The following is an 18,545-nucleotide window of genomic DNA, read 5'->3' as shown; positions in this document are numbered from 1 at the left end:
GTAGCCGCAGGCGAAAACTGATCGCTTGTCGCACCGGAGCCATTGCCATTGATCGGATGATCTCGCATAGACACGGGCGTAGATGGATTCCTCGGGTCAAATCACATCCGCCTTTCAAACAAACGTCGACCTTGATCATCGTTTGGACCATGGGCCTGTCCCCCTGCCGAACACCCTTGTCCCCTGGAACGCCGCACTCCGGTGCGGCTCGGATGAAGACAGACTACAATGCCGCACCGGAGTGCGGCGCTCCGTTTCGGTGGATTTTTCACGTTTTATTCAAGGGTCGTGGCCAAACGACAACCAGGGCCCAAGCTCAATTCAAGAAGAACGATTAATCGTTACGTCGACACAATAAAAAAAGCCCGCCGAACCGGCGGGCTTTTTTATTCATCTCACGAGTAAGGCCTCTGTGGGCCGGGCATTACTTTTCGTCCACCCTGCACCGGGGCAGCACAAGGTTCAACACCACACCAAGGATCCCGGCAAGGCCGATGCCCTGGAGGGTAAACTGACCGGCAGAGACGCTCATGCCGCCGATGCCGAACACAAGGATCAGGGCCACGATGGTCAGGTTGCGAGCTTCCATGAGGTCCTCGCCGGACTTGACCAGGGTGTTGAGGCCCACCACCATGATGGCGCCGAAGAGAAGCAGCATGATGCCCCCCATGACCGGGGTGGGGATACTGGAGAGCAGAGCCCCGAGTTTGCCCACAAAGGCAAGGAGGATAGAGGTGATGGCCGCCCAGGTCATGACCCCGGCGTTCTGCGCGCCGGTGAGGGCTACGGCCCCGGTGACCTCAGAATAAGTGGTGTTGGGGGGCCCGCCCAGAAGGGAGGCAAAGCTGGTGGCCAGGCCGTCGCCGAGCATGGTGTTTTCGATACCGGGATCCTTGAGGTAGTCCTTGCCCGTGATACCACCGATAGCCAGGATGTCGCCGAAGTGCTCGATGGCCGGGGCAATGGCCACGGGAACGATAAAGAACACAGCCGCGGAGTTCCACTCAGGGAAGGTAAAGTCGGGCAGCGCCAGCCATGCAGCCTCCCTCACCGGGTTGAAATCCACCAACCCGTAAAACAGGGCCGCAATATACCCCACCACAATCCCGCACAGGATAGGGATCAGCTTGATCATGCCGCGCCCCAGAAGGGAGACGAGAACCGTGGTGGCAAGGGCCGCCATGGAGACAGTCAGGGCTGTGCCCTTGGGAATGATGGCCGCAGGGTTGGCCACACCCGTGGCCATCTTCACGGCCACGGGGGAGAGAATCAGGCCGATGACCATAATCACCGGGCCGGTGACCACAGGGGGCAGGACCTTCTCGATGATGGCAGATCCCTGCCAGCGGATGAGAAAACTCAGGGCCACGTAAAACAAACCGGCGGCGATGAGACCGCTCATGGTTCCGGCGATGCCCCACTGCTGCACCCCGATGGAGATGGGGGCGATAAAGGCAAAAGAAGACGCCAGGAAGACCGGGACCTTTCCCCGGGTGACCACCTGGAAAATCAGGGTTCCAACCCCTGCGGTAAACAGGGCCACGTTGGCGTTGAGCCCTGTCAGAATCGGCACGAGCACCAGGGCACCGAAGGCCACGAAGAGCATCTGGGCCCCCAAAAACGAATCCTTCACGCTAAACCGGTAACTGCTATTGCTGCTGCTTGTCATTTCCCCTCCTGAATCAGCACACACATCATAAAAAATAGAAAAAGATCATAAAAAAGGCCCCCGAAAGGACCCAGAACAAACCACCCTATGGCGCCCTTTGCAAGAATGGCGGGCCACAACCCGCCAAAAGGGCATAAAAAAAGAGGGGCTTTAAGCCCCTCAGGAAAAACTACTTGGTACCGAATATCTTGTCCCCGGCATCACCAAGCCCCGGGAGGATGTACCCTTTGTCGTTGAGCCGTTCATCCACGGCCGCAACATAGATATCCACATCCGGATGGGCATCGGTCACCCGCTTGATGCCCTCGGGAGCCGCAACATGGAAGAGGCCACGGATGCTGGTGCAACCGGATTTCTTCAGCATGTCGATGGTGGCGATGAGGGTGCCGCCGGTGGCGAGCATGGGATCCAGGATCAGGGCGATACGCTTGTCCATCTCCCCTGCCATCTTTTCGTAATAGACCACGGGCTCCAGGGTCTCTTCGTTTCGGTAGAGGCCCACAACGCTCACCTTGGCCGAGGGGATCAGGTCGATGACGCCGTTCATCATGCCGAGACCGGCGCGAAGGATAGGGAGGATGGTGATCTTCTTGCCCTTCATACGCTCCACGGTCACGGGACCGGCCCAGCCGTCGATCTCCACCTCTTCGGTCTCCAGATCCTTGGTGGCTTCGTAGGTGAGAAGACGGGCCACTTCAGAGGAGAGATCCCTGAAGTCTTTGGTGGAAATATTCTTTGCTCGCATCAAGCCCAGCTTGTGCTTGATAAGGGGGTGTTCTGCAATATGTACGGCCATGGGTCCTCCTGAAGCCAAGTGCTTTCGTGCCACGTCATCTTTCGTGCCACGCTATTTTATTGATCTTAATTCTTGATCGATGGACAACACCGACCCGCGGGTCGGCCATCCGGTCCCTGCATTTTTTGCCGTGGCGACCGTGGGACGCATATCCCCCCGGGCCATGGCTACGCCTGACACGTTCGCAGCCGTACTCCACAACCCATCGGACTTTCAAGCAGATTCATCCGAACCCCGCCCTGACCTCACGGCAAAATCAACGAAGTATATAAAAAGCGGCCCGGGATTTCAACCTGTTTTTACATGACGGGGCCTGGTGTTTACCCAGTATTTATGCGTTGGCCCTGACAAACGGGCATAACCAATCAGCTCAAAAAAAACCTCCGACGCCCCTGCCGGAGGCACGCTTTGGGGGTGACATTTTTCAAGGGCATCATTATAGTGGGGGCGACATCAAGAACCCAGGGCCCGCCCCGTGAACCAGAAACACCGGGCCGCCTATTTACCCTTACCGAGAGTTCCATGCCCGACACCTCCTGTTACGCCCAGGTCACCGTAACCCTGCCACTGTCCGGTCCCTACACCTATATCGTGCCGGACCACCTGCGCGCCCACGCGGCCGTGGGATCCCGGGTCCTCGTGCCCTTTGGCCGGCGCACGGTGACAGGTTACATCACGGAATTTGCCCCGCCTAAAAAGAAAATGCGGGTAAAAGCCATCCTGGACACCCTGGACCCCTGCCCCCTGTTCACCCCGGCCATGGTTCCCCTGTTCCGGTGGATCGCCGACTACTACATGGCCCCCATGGGCGATGTGATCAAAACCGCCCTGCCCGGCGGGCTCAATGTGGTGGACCGACAGGTGGCCACCCTCACCGACAGCGGAAAGACCGCCGCAGCCGATCCGGCATGCCCGGAGGCGGACAAAGAGCTCCTTGCCCTGCTGATGAGCGCACCGGTCCCCTTGAAACAGCTCATCGACGCAGACCCGCCCGTCCCCCGCGCCCAGATACGGGCCCTTGAGGAAAAGGGATGGATCACGGTGACCCGTGAGCTCAGCACAGCCCGCACCCGGGCCAAGATGGAGACCCTGGCCGAGGCGGCCTTCGGCCCCCTCCCCCAAAAAGGGGTCACGGAAAAGCGCCAGCACCTCCTGGACTTTCTGCGCGTCCACGGCGCCACGGCCCGGGCCGATCTCAACCGAAAGCTCCCCTCGGCCAAGAGCACCCTGGGCCCCATGGTGGAGATGGGGCTCGTCCACCTCTTCGAAGACCGGGTGGAGAGGTCTCCTTTGGGGGAAGAGATCGTGCCCGACACCCCGCCGCCCCTCACCGATGAGCAGCAGGAGGTGGTTTCCACGGTATCGGCGCAGCTCAAAGGGGGGTATGCCACCTTCCTTTTAAAAGGGGTGACGGGCAGCGGAAAGACAGAAGTCTACATGCGACTGGTGGAAGAGGCCCTGGCCGCCGGAAAGACGGCTGTGGTTCTGGTGCCCGAAATCGCCCTCATCGCCCAGACCGACCGCCGGTTCAAGTCCCGCTTCGGGGACCGCATCGCCGTCCTGCACAGCGGCCTCTCCGACGGGGAGCGTTATGACCAGTGGGTTAAAATCGCGGAGAAGCGGGTCAGCGTGGTCATCGGAGCCAGATCGGCCATCTTTGCCCCCCTCACCGATATCGGCCTCATCGTGGTGGACGAAGAGCACGACGGCTCCTACAAACAGGAGAGCGGCCTTCGGTACAACGCGCGGGACCTGGCCGCTGTGCGGGCCCGCATGGAAGGAGCCGTGGTGCTCCTGGGCTCGGCCACGCCCTCCATCCAGTCGGCCTGGAACGCCACCACCGGCAAATTCAAGGAGGTCCTGCTCACCAAACGGGTCAACAAAAAGCCCATGCCCGAAATCGAGGTGGTGGACCTGAAAAAGTACAAAGACCTGCCGGGCATCCACACCTTCCTCACCCCCCGCCTTGTGGAGGCCATGACCCAGACCCTGGACCGGAACGAGCAGGTACTCCTCTTTTTAAACCGCCGGGGCTTTTCCGGCGCGCCCATCTGTGCCCACTGCGGCGAGCCCTTGAAGTGCCGCCACTGCGACGTCTCCATGACCTTCCACAAGGGGGTAAACGCCTTTCGCTGCCACATCTGCGGCTACTTTGAACCGGCCAAGACCCACTGCCGTATCTGCAACGGCAACAAGATCAAGCTCCTGGGCAGCGGCACGGAAAAGGTGGAAGAGGCCGTCAAAGACATCTTCCCCCATAAGACCGTGGCACGGATGGACCAGGACACCACGGCCCGGCGCGGCTCCCTCCTCAAGATCCTCAAAGGGGTCCGTGAAAAACAGGTGGACATCGTGGTGGGAACCCAGATGATTGCCAAAGGGCACGACTTTCCCGACATCACCCTGGTGGGCGTCATCTGCGCGGACACAGCCCTGAACCTGCCCGACTTCAGGGCCGGTGAACGCACCTTCCAGCTCCTGGCCCAGGTGGCCGGGCGCGCCGGCCGTGGCGACAAGCCCGGGCGGGTGATTCTCCAGACCTACGTGCCCGACCACTTTACCATCGGCTGCGCCGTGGACCACGACGCCGACGCCTTCTACACCCACGAAACCGGGTTTCGCCGCGCGCTGGCCTACCCGCCCTTTACCCGGATCATCCTGATTCGCATCGCCGACAAAAACAGCCAGCGCAGCCGCGCAGCCGCCCAGAAGCTCTCCGGGCTCCTCTGGGACCGGCGCCCGGACACAGGCGTGGCCATCATGGGACCTGCCGAAGCGCCCCTGACCCGTGCCATGAACCGCTACCGCTGGCAGATCCTCCTCAAAGGGGAGTCCCCTTCCGTCATGAAAAAAATGGCCGCAGACGCCCTTGAAGCCTTTCGCAGGGAGGGGGGATTTTCCAATGTCTCCGTCACCATTGACGTGGACCCCTATGCACTGGGATAATCTTATTTTATCGGTAACTATTCAGCTCAGAAAAAACAGCCTCCGGCGGCAAGGTGTGCCACCTTGAAAGCAGGTTGCGGATGTGTTTTGCCCCTCGTTCCTCGGGTCAAATCACATCCGCCTTTAAAGTAACAATTCACTCAAAAAGATTTTTTAAAGCCTGTTTGTTAAACCCGCCTTTATAAAATCAGGCAAACGTTTAGCCCCCGGCAGGGCCGCCGGAGGCATAAGCTGAATAGTTACATTTTCTCAAAGGAACACACCATGCGCATCGCCATCATGAGCGACAGCCACGACAATATCTGGCACCTGAAGACCGCCCTTGACCTCATCGCCGAAGCCGAGGCCGAGGCCATCATCCACTGCGGGGACTTTGTGGCCCCCTTCATGCTCCGGCGCATGGACAAGGCCGGCATCCCGGTCCACGGGGTTCTCGGCAACAACGACGGCAGCGTGCTGACCCTGGCCCGGGCCGCCTACCGGGATCTTGACCACATCCACCTCCACGAAACCGTGGGCAAGGTGACCCTGGGGGGCCTGCGCATCGCCTTTACCCACCAGCCCGATGTGGGGCGCGCCTTTGCCGCCACCGGGGACTTCGACCTGGTCTGTTGCGGCCACTCCCACACCTGGCACAGGGAAGAGCTGGGGCGATCCACCCTCCTGAACCCCGGGGAAATCATGGGTTCCAACGGTGATCCGAGTTTCGCCCTCCTTGACACGACCGAGGGAACCATTCGCAAAATCACCTTTCCCCATGCCCTGGGCCACCACGCCCAGGCCGCCCTTCACCTTGACAACACCCGGCGAGAAACATACACTATGCGCCGATGCTGATACCTGATACGCAACGAGTCCGTGCTCTCGCAAAATATAACCGCACATCCTCCGCCCATTTGGGGGATACGATACATACCAGCCGACACAACGTATCGACAAAACCCCGGCTTCCATGGACAAGCCGCAAGGTTATGTGTTGCCCGAGCCCTCACGCTCATCCCCTTCGTCCCCGCGCGACGACAGCAACGTTCGACACTGAGGTGACATCATGTACAAAAAATTAGTGGCGCTGGTGCTTTTCATCCTCTGCACCGCCCTGCCCCTTTCGGCTGCCGAACAGGCCGAAGGGCCTGTTCTCCATATTCCCGAAGCCCAGTTTGACTTCGGCTCTGCACCGGAGGGCACACGCATAAAGCACGAGTACACCGTAGAAAACCAAGGTACCGAAGAGCTCCGCATCACCCGGGTCCGGCCCGGCTGAGGCTGCACCGCCGCTTCGTTTACGAAGCGAATCGCGCCAGGCGGCAGCGGAATCATCACAATCATCGGCAATACCAGGGGCTACGGAGGACGGGACTTCAAGCGCACCATCCAGGTGGAGTCCAACGACCCCAAACGGCAGACCACCTCCCTGATCTTCAGGGGCCATGTGGAAAAAGTCGTCACCATCACCCCGTCCCAGGTTCGACTCATCGGCAAAGAGGGCCAGGAACTCACGGCAAAGGTACGCATCGTGCCCAGCAAGGAGTATCCCTTCAAGCTCCTCTCTGCCAACCCCATGAACCCGAAGCTTTTCACCGTGGACGTCAAAGAGGTGGCAGGAAAAGCCGGCAGGGAATATGAACTCACCGTGAAAAACGTCACAAGCAAAAGCGGTCGGTATTCCAGCACCATCGACATCGACACGGACAGCGAGATCCGGCCCCAGATGCGGATCCAGGTGACCCTGTACATCCGGAAAAAAGCCTGACAAAAACCACGGGCACCGCGGCAATCCCCGCGATGCCCGGCAGGTACCATCACGACTCGCCTCTCTCCGGGCATCCTCTGATGCCGCGGATAACCAAAGGCCCCGACACTTAATTTATGGAAGGCCCGCTACGCCCGGGCTTTTAAGGCATGAAATCAAACATCACCCCCGAAGCCATCCGAGTGGTTGCCTTTGACTGTGACGGCGTTATGTTCGACACCGAAGAGACCAACCGCATCTACTACAACACCATCCTCGACCGGTTTGGGATGCCCCCCTTGAGCGACGAGCAGTTCCGGTACGTCCACATGGCCACCGTCAGTCAGGCCCTGGCCTACCTGTTTGAGGGACGCGTGGACCTAAGCGAGGTGCGCGCCGCCACCGCCGCCTTTGACTACGCCTCCCTGATTCCCCATATGAAGATAGAGCCCGACCTGATCCGCGTTCTCACGGCCCTTTCGCCCCGATGCAAGCGGGCCGTGGCCACGAACCGGTCCAACACCATTGACGCGGTGTTGACGTTTTACGGCCTTTCGGATCTCTTTGAGCTGGTGGTCACCTCCCAGACCGTGGCCCACCCCAAACCCGCACCGGACCAGCTCCACAGCATCATGGACCATTTCAAGGTGTCGGCCCATGAGATCCTCTACATCGGAGATTCCAGCACGGACCAGCTGGCAGCCCAGGCCGCAGGGGTCCCCTTTGTGGCCTTCGGCAACCCGGACCTTCCGGCCGACGCCCACATGGAACACCTTAAGGAGATCCCCTTGCTGCTGGGGCTGCCCATGGAATGATCCAGGCCCGGCACCACCCCGCTTACGTGAAAGACAAGCAGTTCAACAACCGTTTTTTTTGATACCAACGTCACCCGGATCCCTTTTGCGAGGGGAATCCAAACCAACGACTTGTAAACCAAAGGACACCTTCATGAAGAAAAACCTGATCTCTGCATCATTTGCCCTCATCATAACCCTGGCTTTCGTGGCCGCCGCACCGGCCGAAGAAGCCAAGAAAAAGGGCGTCGAATCCTTTGAAGAGCAGATCGGTTACACCATCGGCATGGAAATCGGCACCAACCTCAAAGCCAATGCCCTTGAACTCAATATCGATGCCCTCATCAAAGGGATCCAGGATGGCTTCCACGGCACCGAGCCCCTCATGACCCCTGAAGAGATGGCCCAGACCAAAACCACGGCCATTGAGAAGATGCAGGCAAAACGGATCAAACAGACCGTGGACAACCTTGAAAAAGCCAACGCCTTCCTGGCCGAAAACAAAACCAAGAAGGGCATCACCACCACCGAGTCCGGCCTCCAGTACGAGGTCATCGCAAAAGGCACGGGCGACACCCCCAAGGCCTCCGACAAGGTGAAGGTCCACTACAAGGGCATGCTCCTGGACGGCACCGTCTTCGACAGCTCCTACAAGCGCAACGAGCCCGCCGTTTTCCAGGTGGACCGTCTCATCGCCGGATGGACCGAAGCCCTTCAGCTCATGAAGACCGGTGCCAAGTGGAAGCTCTACCTTCCCCCGGCCCTGGCTTACGGCCCCAACGGCAACGGCCCCAAGATCGGCCCCAACGAAGCCCTCATCTTCGAGATGGAGCTCCTGGAGATTGTCCCCTCCGCCGAATAGCTTAATGCACCGCCACCCCTGCCCCGTGCCTTCCTTCGCAATCACTTCAGAGAGGCACGGCTGGGGGACCGTCTTGCTTGACGGGATAACACATTCAAAAAATGCCTTTTCCCTGCCGCTCACATAGTGGTATAGAAAGCTCGTGCCGGTATCATGCAAATCCAAGGGTTTCATAATACCGGCACTCTTTTTTTTAAAGGAAGGCCCCGGCTGACCACGCAATCACCGGGGGCGTGCCATGTTGGATTCAAGGAGTGATGCCAGGGTCCTGCACAAGGCCCTGGCAAATGTTGAGCCCTGTCCGCCGCGTCAGGGATATGTGTGAACCACCAGGAAGGTTACTAAAAAGATGCTGGAAAACTTTTTCAAGCTCAAAGAGAACGGAACCGATGTCAGGACGGAAGTGATCGCAGGCCTGACCACCTTTATGACCATGGCCTACATCCTGGCCGTCAACCCGGACATCATGAGTGCCACCGGCATGGACAAAGGGGCCCTCTTCACAGCCACCACCCTGTCCGCCCTGGTGGCCACCCTTGTCATGGCGCTGGTGGCCAAGCTCCCCTTTGCCCTGGCCCCGGGCATGGGCTTGAACGCCTTTTTTGCCTTCACCGTGGTCCTCAACATGGGCTACTCATGGGAGATGGCCCTCACCGCGGTCTTCATAGAAGGCCTTATTTTCATTGTCCTCACCTTTTTCAACGTGCGTGAGGCCATCATCAACGCCATCCCCCTCTCCATCAAAAACGCCGTCTCCGTGGGCATCGGCCTCTTCATCGCCCTCATCGGCCTCAAAGGCGCCGGGGTTATCGTCAAAAGTGAACCCACCCTCGTCACCCTGGGCAACATGGGCGATCACACCGTCTGGGTGGCCTTCATCGGCATCATCGTCTCCGGGACCCTGTTGGCCCTGAACAAAAAAGGGGCCCTGTTGGCAGGCATCCTCGCCTCCACCCTGGTGGGCATCCCCTTGGGCGTCACCCACGTAGAGGGGCTCAAACTCTTCTCCGCGCCCCCATCCCTTGACCCCATCATGTTCAAGTTCGATTTCTCCAAGCTTTTTACAACGGACATGGCCGTGGTCCTCTTCACCTTCCTCTTCATCGACATGTTCGATACCGTGGGCACCCTGGTGGGCGTGGGCGCCAAGGCAGGGCTCCTGGATGAAAAGGGCCGCCTGCCCCGGGCCAAGCAGGCCCTCTTTGCCGACGCCATCGGCACCACCTTCGGCGCCTGCATGGGCACCAGCACCGTCACCACCTACGTGGAGAGCGCCTCTGGCGTGGCAGAGGGCGGCCGCACCGGCCTCACCTCCCTGACCACCGCCGGCCTCTTCTTCGTGGCCCTGTTCATGGCCCCCCTCTTTCTCATGATCCCCGCCGCAGCCACGGCTCCGGCCCTGGTCATGGTGGGCTTCTTCATGCTCTCCCCCATCAAGAACATCAACTTAGACGATGCCACCGAGGCCCTCCCGGCCTTCATCACCTTCCTCATGATGCCCCTTACCTACAGCATCTCAGAGGGCATCGTCTTCGGCATGCTCAGCTACGTGATCTTAAAGGTCCTCTCCGGACGGGCCAAAGAGGTCTCACCGGTGATGTACATCATCGCCGCCATCTTTGTTCTCAAGTTCTTCATGTAGAGCAAGCCGCATAAAAAAACAAAAAAGGGAGCGCCCGCCTTGCGGGTCGCTCCCTTTTTTCTTTTCCCTATAAGCTTATGATCTATGACCTATAAGCCTATCACCTGTCTCACTGATTGCCGAACCCGTTCTGGGCGCTGCAGTCCGGGCACTCCCAGGTGATGCCGTTGCAGGTCATGCCCCAGAAGTTCTCTTCCATGCAGTCCTGACAGATGGTAAAGCCGCAGCGGCAGCGCCAGGCAAAGGGGAGCTGCCCTTTGCCGCAGCAATGGCAGGGCGATTCCTGGGCTTTGAGTTTCTTTCGCTTATATGAGGATATTCTTTTTGAAGTACGAGGCATGGTCCACCTTGATACACCGGTTCATGATCACGTCGATGCCGTGATCTGTCAAACGTTCAGCCGCTTCCCTGTTTTCAATGCCGAGCTGCATCCAGAACACCTTGCACCCGACGGCGATGGCTTCGTCCACATGCTGGATGACGTCTTCGCTTCTTCGAAACACATTCACAATGTCCACGGGACCCGGCACCAGATCAAGGGTTTTATACGCCTTTTCCCCCAGGATCTCTTTCTGGGCCGGGCGCACGGGAATGATGACGTACCCGTTTTCCTGCATGTACCTGGCCACATCGTGGGAGTCCCGCTCGGGCTTGGGTGAAAGCCCCACCACCGCGATGGTTTTTGCACGCGCCAGCACGTCCTTGATCTGCCGGTCCGAGATGAGGATCTCGCCTTTTTTCTCTGCCATGGTTCACCTCCGGGTGTTTGCCGTTTGGCCCTTTTCATGGTAGGTATACGCCATTGCAGCGGGTTTTTCCGCGCAATGACCTCATCGACACGTAACCCCACACAATCCGACACGTCACCACCGCCGTGCAAGGGTTGTCCCGATAATAAAGACCCCGCAGGGGCATCGCCATACCGACGCATCGGCCCGCATGATCACATCGCGATATCAGATGCTGAACGTAATGCAACCCAAGGCCCCTGTCAACAGGCCTCGCCCCATCAACCCGGAGCCATCCAGACCATGACCGACAAGAAAAAAATCTACCTCATCGACGGCAGTGCATACATATACCGAAGCTTCCACGCCCTTCCCCCTTTGACCAACGCCGAGGGGCTCCCCACCAACGCGGTGCTGGGCTTTACCAACATCATCGTCAAGATGATGAACGACTTTGCCCCCACCCACGCCGTCATCTGCTTTGACGCCAAGGGCCCCACCTTCCGCCACGAGATGTACGAAGAGTACAAGGCCAACCGGCCTCCCATGCCCGACGATTTAAGGGCCCAGATCCCCTTTGTCCACAAGGTGGCCGAGGCCTACCGCATCCCCACCATGGAGCAGCAGGGCCTGGAAGCCGACGACGTCATCGGCACCCTGGCAAAAAAAGCCGAGGCCGCCGGTTTTGAGGTGGTCATCGTCACCGGGGACAAGGACTTCATGCAGCTCGTCACCGACACCTGTGTTATCTCGGACCCGGCCCGGGACGTCTACCTGGACCGGGACGCGGTGAAGGAAAAGCTCGGGGTGTGGCCCGAGCAGGTCACCGACATCATGGCCCTCACCGGGGACACCTCGGACAATGTCCCCGGGGTACCGGGCATCGGCAAAAAGACCGCCCCGGCCCTCATCAACGAGTTCGGCTCCCTGGACGGCCTCTACGAGCAGGTGGAGACCATCACCAAGAAAAAGCAGAAAGAGAACCTCATCACCAACAAGGACCTGGCCTTCATCAGCCGGGACCTGGTCACCATTAAGACCGATGCCGACCTCCCCTTTGACGAAGAGGCCCTTGTGGTGCCCGAGCCCGACGGCGAGACCCTCCTTGAACTCTTCAAGGAACTGGGCTTTAAAAAATACATCAAGATGTTCAGCGCCCCCCAGAAGAAAGTGACCAAAGCCTACCACGCCGTGCTCACCGAAGAGGCCCTGGCAGAACTTGCCGACAAGATAAAGGATGCCCCCCTGGTGGCCGTGGACACCGAGACCACCGCTCTTTCCCCCATGCTGGCCGAGGTGGTGGGCATCTCCGTTGCCGTGACGCCCCACGAGGCGTACTACATCCCCTTCGGCCACACGGGCCTGGAGTCCGACAAGCAGCTCTCCAAAGAGGCGGCCTTTGCCGTCATGAAGCCCATTCTGGAAGACCCGTCCATCCGCAAGTGCGGCCAGAACATCAAGTACGACCTGCTGGTCTTAAAAGGCGCGGGCATAGAGCTTCGCGGCATCGCCTTCGACACCATGGTGGCCTCCTATCTCCTGAACCCCACCCGGCGCTCCCACGGCCTCGACGATCTCGCCATGGAGCTCTTCGACCACCAGACCATCAAGTTCGAAGAGGTGGCGGGCAAGGGCAAGAACCAGCTCCTCTTCTCCGAGGTGCCCCTCTCCCAGGCCGTGCCCTACGCCGCCGAAGACGCCGACATCACCCTGATGCTCGCCCAGGAATTTGAAAAAGAGCTTGAGGCCAAAAACCTCACCGAGCTCTTCGACACCATGGAGATGCCCCTGATGCATGTCCTGGCCGAGATGGAGCACACGGGCGTGGCCGTCAACGAAGAGGCCCTGGTCACCATCTCCAAGACCTTTGAAACCGAGATGGAGACCATCGAAGCGTCCATCTACCGCCTGGCAGGGGAAGAGTTCAACATCAACTCCTCCCAGCAGCTTGGGACCATCCTCTTTGAAAAGCTTGAGCTGCCCGTCCAGAAAAAGACCAAGAAGAAGACCGGCTACTCCACCGACGTGGAGGTCTTAACCGCCCTGGCCGCCATGCACGACCTCCCGGCCCAGGTCATCCGGTACCGGACCCTGGCCAAGCTCAAGAGCACCTACGCCGATGCCCTGGTGGGCCTGATCCATCCCACGACCCACCGGATCCACACCTCCTACAACCAGACCGTGGCCGTCACCGGACGCCTGAGCAGCTCCAACCCCAACCTCCAGAACATCCCGGTGCGAAGCGACGAGGGCCGCATGATCCGCGGCGCCTTTGTTCCTGCGGAAGGGAAAAAACTCATCGCCGCCGACTACTCCCAGATCGAGCTGCGCCTTCTGGCCCACTGCTCCGGGGACCCCATCCTCATCGAGTCCTTCAACTCCGGCGAGGACATCCACAAACGCACCGCCGCCGAAATGTTTGACTGCGACCTCCTCTTTGTCACCGGGGAGATGCGCCGCCAGGCCAAGGCCGTCAACTTCGGCATCATGTACGGCATGAGCCCCTACGGCCTCTCCAAGGAGCTCGCCATCACCCAGAAGATGGCCAAGAGCTTCATCGAAAACTACTTTGCCCGCTACAGCGGCGTAAAGGCGTTCATCGACACCTGCATCGAAGAGGCCCGGGAGACCAAGACCACCAGCACCCTCCTGGGACGCATCCGGCCCCTGCCCGAGATCTCCAGCGCCAACCGCAACGTCAAGCAGTTTGCCGAGCGCTCTGCGGTCAACACCCCCATCCAGGGCACTGCCGCCGACCTCATCAAACTGGCCATGCTTCGCTGCAGTGAGATCATCAAAGAGAAAGAGCTGAAAACCCGCATGATCATGAGCGTCCACGATGAGATCGTCTTTGAAGCCCCGGAAGCGGAAGTAAACGAAGTGAAGGGCCTCATGCAGCAGGCCATGGAAAACGTCTGGGAGCTTGCCGTGCCCCTGTCCGTCAACATCGAGGTGGGAGACAACTGGAACGAGGCGCACTAAAAGGGTAGGTCATGAAAAAATGCCTCCGGCGGCCCTGCCGGGGGCCAAACTTTTAAAAAGTTTGACAAACAGGTCTCAAGTAATCATTTATAGGCTCCGCCGAAACAATTTCGCCATTTTGCGCACCCGTACTTCGTTTTGATCGCCCTTCAGGGCGATCAAAACGAAGTGCGGGTGCATTAGAAACGTTTTTTGCGGAGCTTTTTTTCAAAAAAGCGACCCGCCGGAGGCAACTGAATAGTTACCTTATTTTTCGATTTATCAAAGCGCTTATCTTCGGCCCTTGCGGGGCTGGAGATGAGTTCCTTGATTACCGGAAAATTTTTGCGGAGCTTTTTTCAAAAAGCGACCCGCCGGAGGCTTTTTTGAGCTGGATTGTTACCGGCGGCCTCTCTTTCATGCTTCTAAAAACACGATAAAAGGCCGCACCCCATGATGCGTCGTTTTGCCAATCTCTTTCTGATTCTTTTCCTGGCCGACGGGGCCATCTCCGTCCTGGACGAACTCTTTACGGCGATAAGCGGGATGCACCTGCTCGTCCAGCCCAGGAATGTCCTCGCATATCTGGTCCTTTTTCTCTCCGTACTTGTTTTCATGGCCATGGGCCTGGACCGGCGGCTTCCCAAGCGTGTCTTCTTGCCCATGGCGGCCTATGCCCTGTGGGGGGGTCTCCTCTTCTGGCCCGCACCCCGGTACATCCCGGAAGGGGTGTTCGGCATTCTCATGGCCCTGGGGCAGCTGAGTATCGGCCTTGCAGGGCTCCGGGCCATTGGGCACCAATCGGACCACCCCTTTCTCATGAGCCCCTCCATGTTTCAGGGCCCCTGGTTCAGCGCGAAAAACACCCTGGTGTATGTATCCGCAACCACCCTGGCCGTGCCAGTAATTCTGTTTTTCATGGGGCTTTCAGCCTTTTCCGCCTTTGTGGAGGCCCGCACCAACGGGTTCATGCGCGTCAGCTTCACCGGCCTTTACATGAACGAAAAAACCTACGGAAAAAACGGAAAGACCCTGCGCCTGATTCCCATGATCCACATCGGCCGCACAGCCTATTACCATGATATTGGAAACTCCATAACCAACGGCAGGACCCTGATCCTTGCCGAAGGGGTCTCAGACAGGCAGGGACTCCTCCAAACCCATTTTTCCTACGACAGCCTGGGAACCCTTTTGGGCCTCGACACCCAGGAGCGCATGACCCTGGACGCCACCAGCGTCTCCGACGAGTTCAAGCCCCTTGCGCCACAGGATGAGGGGACCCGCAAACCCCATATTGTCTCCGCAGACATCGACCTCTCCGAGGCGTCTCCTGCCACCGTTGATTTCATCAACACCCTGGCCCAGGTCCTCTCCGAAGCAGACTCACCCGCAGGCGCATGGCGAGGTTACACCGCCTGGCTCGAAACCCAGCCCGACGACGAATCGGTATTGGCCGAGATCACCCACGACATCTTCACCCGAAGAAACCAGGCCTTGATCGCCATGATGGCCAAAGCCCTGCCCCGTTACGACACCCTCATCGTCCCCTGGGGAGCCCTTCACATGCCCGACATTGAAAAAGAGGCCCAACACATGGGGTTTGTCCTGCTCACGGAAAAAGAGAGGCTGAGCGTCAGCTTCCGGGAAGCCCTGGGCCAGCTGAAACGAATCCAGGCCATCGAACCCGGCAGCCCCGCCGATTCTCTGTAAGGGAATCATGCCTAATTTTCCGTTGACCGGTTCAGGGCATTGGCATATGCCTAATTCTCAGCATAACAAGTCATAGTATACCCTTTCACCGGTTCGCCATCACCAAACCGGGAATGGGGCTGCAACAACGCGCCCAGAACCAAAGAAGAGATCCCATGAATCCTTGTGACACCCAAAGCGTATCTGATCCGTTTGTCAGCAACACCACCCACGCACCCTACGCCCCCGGGGCCTTGGACGGCCTGACCTTTGCACTGAAAGACAACATGGACGTGGCCGGTGAGATCCCGGGCTACGGAAGCCCGGGATGGAAAGAGACCCGGGCCACCGAGGCGGTGGCCCATGCCATCTGCATGGAACAGCTCCTGGGGGCCGGGGCCATCTATAAGGGAAAAACCATCTCCGACGAGCTGGCCTACAGCCTTCTGGGGGTCAACGCCTTTTACGGCACCCCGGTAAACCCCAAGGCCCCGGACAGGATTCCCGGAGGATCCTCCAGCGGCTCCGCATCCGCGGTGGCAGGGGGACGGGTGGACTTTGCCCTGGGAACGGACACAGGCGGTTCGGTGCGGGTTCCGGCGTCCAATTGCGGTCTCTGGGGATACAGGCCATCCCACGGGCTCATCTCCCTGTCCGGGGTACTCCCCCTGGCGCCGTCCTACGACACCGTGGGCGTCATGGCTCGCAACGGAGAGGTCCTGGATAAGGTGATAAGGGTTCTCCTGGCGGACGACGGCCACACTGCCACACCCCGTCCGAGCCTCTGCTTTGTGGAGGACATCTTTCACATAACCGACGCAGAGTTCCTCAGCGCCCTTACGCCCATCCGCAACCAACTGAGCGAAATTTGCCCCAGCCGGACCGCCACCATGGCAGACATCACAGCCCCCCATGTCGACTGGCGCTGGCTCTTCGAAAACCTGGGGTACCTGCTCTCCATCGAGATCTGGAACTCCTTCGGAGCCTGGGTCACCCATGAAAAGCCAACCCTGAGCCCCGGGGTGGAGTCCGCCCTTCACGCGTATGCCAAAGGCTCTGACCGCAAGGATATCCAGCGCCGCCTCACGCTTCGGCAAACCTTCCAGCGCCAGCTCAATGATTTCCTGAACGACGGAAACATCCTCTGTTTTCCCACCACCGTGGCCCCGGCCCCCAGGCTTTCTGAGATCACCCCGGCGTTCTACGAAGGGGAGTACATCCCGCGAGCCATGGGCGTCAACGCCATCTCAGGCATGTCATCCGCGCCCCAGATCACCATGCCTGTGGCAGAGGCAGGCGGAATCCCTGTGGGCCTCTCGTTTGTCGCCGGGTACGGTCAGGACAGGGCTCTCATGGCCCTGTGCAACGACCTCTACACCCGGTGCGCCGGTCACTGACATCACGCCCCCCTTCGCATCAAACAAAAAAGCGGCCCGTTTCGGGCCGCTTTTTAACGATATAAGATGTAACGTATCTGTTTTTTACAGGGGCTATGCCACCCCGTTGACAATCTGAGCGATCTTCTCGTCACGGATGGCGTAAAACTGATATGCCATATCTTTTTTTACGGTCTCCATGATTCGTTTCTTCTGCTCGTCATCAAGGGCCCACGCTGAAAAGGTGGTGTCGGCCCCGATTCTCTTCTGAAAGTCTTTTAAAAACGCCACCACCGACGCAAGGGTACGGGCATCGTCTGCTTCGGGCATCAGCCCCAGGGCCGAAGCCAGCTTGCCGATTTTCGGCCCATAGAACTCGGGCAAGGCCGCGATGACAACGGGCATCAGGACCGTGTTGGCGTCTCCATGGGGAATATGGCCCACAGCCCCGAAAGCGTGGGCGCAGTTGTGGATGGGAATCCCCCCGAGGGAAGAGTAGAAGGCAGAAATGGCCATGGTACTGGCCTGCAGCAGGGCACCCCGGGCCGCTGTGTCCCCGGGCGCCTCCAACGCCCTGGGCAGGTTGTCGATGATAAGGCGTGTCGCCTGCATGGCATAGGCGTCCGTAAAGCTGTTGCTCAGGGGCGAAACCAGGGCTTCCACGGCATGGGTCAGGGCGTCAAAGGCCGTGGAGCGGGTAAGCCCCTTGGGAAGCCCGGTTGTCATGCATGGGTCCAGGATGGCGATATCCGCCTCAAGGCCCGAGGCCACAAGACTCGCCTTGATGTTTTCCTCTTCGTTAAAAAAAACGGCAATGGGGGAGGCTTCCGCGCCGGTTCCTGCGGTTGTGGGGACGGCGATATGGGGGGTATCAAAGCCCTGAGACTCCGGCCAGACCTCCAGCCTGCCACCACCAGCAATGACCCCGCGAATGTCGGCAAGCCCCCTGTCCAGAGCATATTTGACCCCTTTGGAAGCATCGATGACGCTCCCTCCCCCAACGGCAAGGATGGCATCAGCCCCGCAATCCCTTGCGTAGGCGATGGCCTCATTGATGTTCCGGCAGGCTGCATCGGGTTCAATGGCGGTAAACGTGCCGGCAAGGGTGACATCTGCCTGGCGGTTGAATATATCGGCACACCTATCCACGACACCAAAGGCTTCAAGGCCTTTGTCGGAGAAGAGGACAACGCGCTTTGCGCCCATGTGCCGGAACAGGGAAGGCACATTTTCAATGCCGTTTTCCCTGGCGTGAACGATGGTTTTCATCTGGTAATCAAACGGGTGAGACTTCATTGTTTTTTATTCCTGATTTATTTAAATGCCCTTCATGGATTGGGGTGAAGGGCTTAT

General features: G+C 59.1%; 14 protein-coding genes. 9 read left to right on the top strand and 5 right to left on the bottom strand.

Features of this window, described 5'->3' with window-relative positions:
• Positions 1-424: 424 nt before the first annotated feature.
• Entirely contained in the window at positions 425-1,669 is a 1,245-nt protein-coding gene (locus MSL71_RS11620) for a uracil-xanthine permease family protein (protein WP_180140410.1), read from the bottom strand.
• Between the two features lie 169 nt (positions 1,670-1,838).
• Positions 1,839-2,465: a uracil phosphoribosyltransferase gene (gene upp / locus MSL71_RS11615; protein ID WP_180140408.1), complete on the bottom strand. Its 627-nt coding sequence runs from the start codon at positions 2,463-2,465 to the stop codon at positions 1,839-1,841.
• A 522-nt stretch (positions 2,466-2,987) separates the two neighbouring features.
• On the opposite strand from upp, the gene priA reads away from it, so the two are divergent.
• The 6 genes from priA to MSL71_RS11580 all read left to right on the top strand — a co-directional run bounded on the left by priA (position 2,988) and on the right by MSL71_RS11580 (position 10,438).
• Complete coding sequence (priA, locus tag MSL71_RS11610) at positions 2,988-5,411, top strand: replication restart helicase PriA (protein WP_180140405.1); 2,424 nt, start codon at positions 2,988-2,990, stop codon at positions 5,409-5,411.
• A gap of 264 nt (positions 5,412-5,675) precedes the next feature.
• Positions 5,676-6,248 (top strand): YfcE family phosphodiesterase, encoded by a 573-nt coding sequence (locus MSL71_RS11605; protein ID WP_180140403.1) that lies wholly within the window; start codon positions 5,676-5,678, stop codon positions 6,246-6,248.
• A gap of 211 nt (positions 6,249-6,459) precedes the next feature.
• Positions 6,460-7,161, top strand: coding sequence for an OS_HP2 family (seleno)protein (locus MSL71_RS26680; protein WP_268815311.1), 702 nt, complete (start codon positions 6,460-6,462; stop codon positions 7,159-7,161).
• Between the two features lie 149 nt (positions 7,162-7,310).
• On the top strand, positions 7,311-7,955 hold the full coding sequence (locus MSL71_RS11590; protein WP_180140398.1) for an HAD family hydrolase: 645 nt from the start codon (positions 7,311-7,313) through the stop codon (positions 7,953-7,955).
• Positions 7,956-8,088: 133 nt separating this feature from the next.
• A complete protein-coding gene (gene bamJ / locus MSL71_RS11585; protein WP_180140396.1) occupies positions 8,089-8,796 on the top strand; it encodes a BamJ family beta-barrel-assembly machinery protein in 708 nt (235 codons plus the stop codon).
• Positions 8,797-9,145: 349 nt separating this feature from the next.
• Positions 9,146-10,438, top strand: a complete 1,293-nt coding sequence (locus tag MSL71_RS11580) for an NCS2 family permease (protein ID WP_180140393.1) — start codon at positions 9,146-9,148, stop codon at positions 10,436-10,438.
• Between the two features lie 109 nt (positions 10,439-10,547).
• On the opposite strand, the gene MSL71_RS11575 is transcribed toward MSL71_RS11580, so the two are convergent.
• The gene (locus MSL71_RS11575) at positions 10,548-10,778 is read right to left on the bottom strand and encodes a hypothetical protein (RefSeq protein WP_180140391.1); all 231 of its coding nucleotides are present in this window, start codon (positions 10,776-10,778) and stop codon (positions 10,548-10,550) included.
• Positions 10,744-11,187, bottom strand: a complete 444-nt coding sequence (locus MSL71_RS11570; RefSeq protein ID WP_180140389.1) for a CoA-binding protein — start codon at positions 11,185-11,187, stop codon at positions 10,744-10,746. Before MSL71_RS11570 ends, MSL71_RS11575 begins: the two co-directional genes overlap by 35 nt.
• Before the next feature lie 282 nt (positions 11,188-11,469).
• On the opposite strand from MSL71_RS11570, the gene polA reads away from it, so the two are divergent.
• The 3 genes from polA (at position 11,470) to MSL71_RS11555 (ending at position 17,213) form a co-directional block, all read left to right on the top strand.
• Positions 11,470-14,148 (top strand): DNA polymerase I, encoded by a 2,679-nt coding sequence (gene polA / locus MSL71_RS11565; protein WP_180140387.1) that lies wholly within the window; start codon positions 11,470-11,472, stop codon positions 14,146-14,148.
• A gap of 432 nt (positions 14,149-14,580) precedes the next feature.
• Complete coding sequence (locus MSL71_RS11560) at positions 14,581-15,837, top strand: hypothetical protein (RefSeq protein ID WP_180140385.1); 1,257 nt, start codon at positions 14,581-14,583, stop codon at positions 15,835-15,837.
• A 155-nt stretch (positions 15,838-15,992) separates the two neighbouring features.
• Positions 15,993-17,213 carry an amidase family protein gene (locus tag MSL71_RS11555; RefSeq protein WP_180140383.1) on the top strand — a complete coding sequence of 407 codons (1,221 nt, stop codon included), beginning with the start codon at positions 15,993-15,995 and terminating at the stop codon, positions 17,211-17,213.
• Positions 17,214-17,306: 93 nt separating this feature from the next.
• Here MSL71_RS11555 and MSL71_RS11550 read toward each other — a convergent pair whose 3' ends face one another.
• Positions 17,307-18,488 (bottom strand): iron-containing alcohol dehydrogenase, encoded by a 1,182-nt coding sequence (locus tag MSL71_RS11550; protein WP_180140381.1) that lies wholly within the window; start codon positions 18,486-18,488, stop codon positions 17,307-17,309.
• Positions 18,489-18,545 lie beyond the last annotated feature (57 nt).

It is taken from the genome of Desulfoluna butyratoxydans (assembly GCF_900699765.1).
Lineage (GTDB): Bacteria > Desulfobacterota > Desulfobacteria > Desulfobacterales > Desulfolunaceae > Desulfoluna > Desulfoluna butyratoxydans.
The sequence above is the reverse complement of the archived record's forward strand: the minus strand, read 5'-3'. Positions and strand labels throughout refer to the sequence as shown.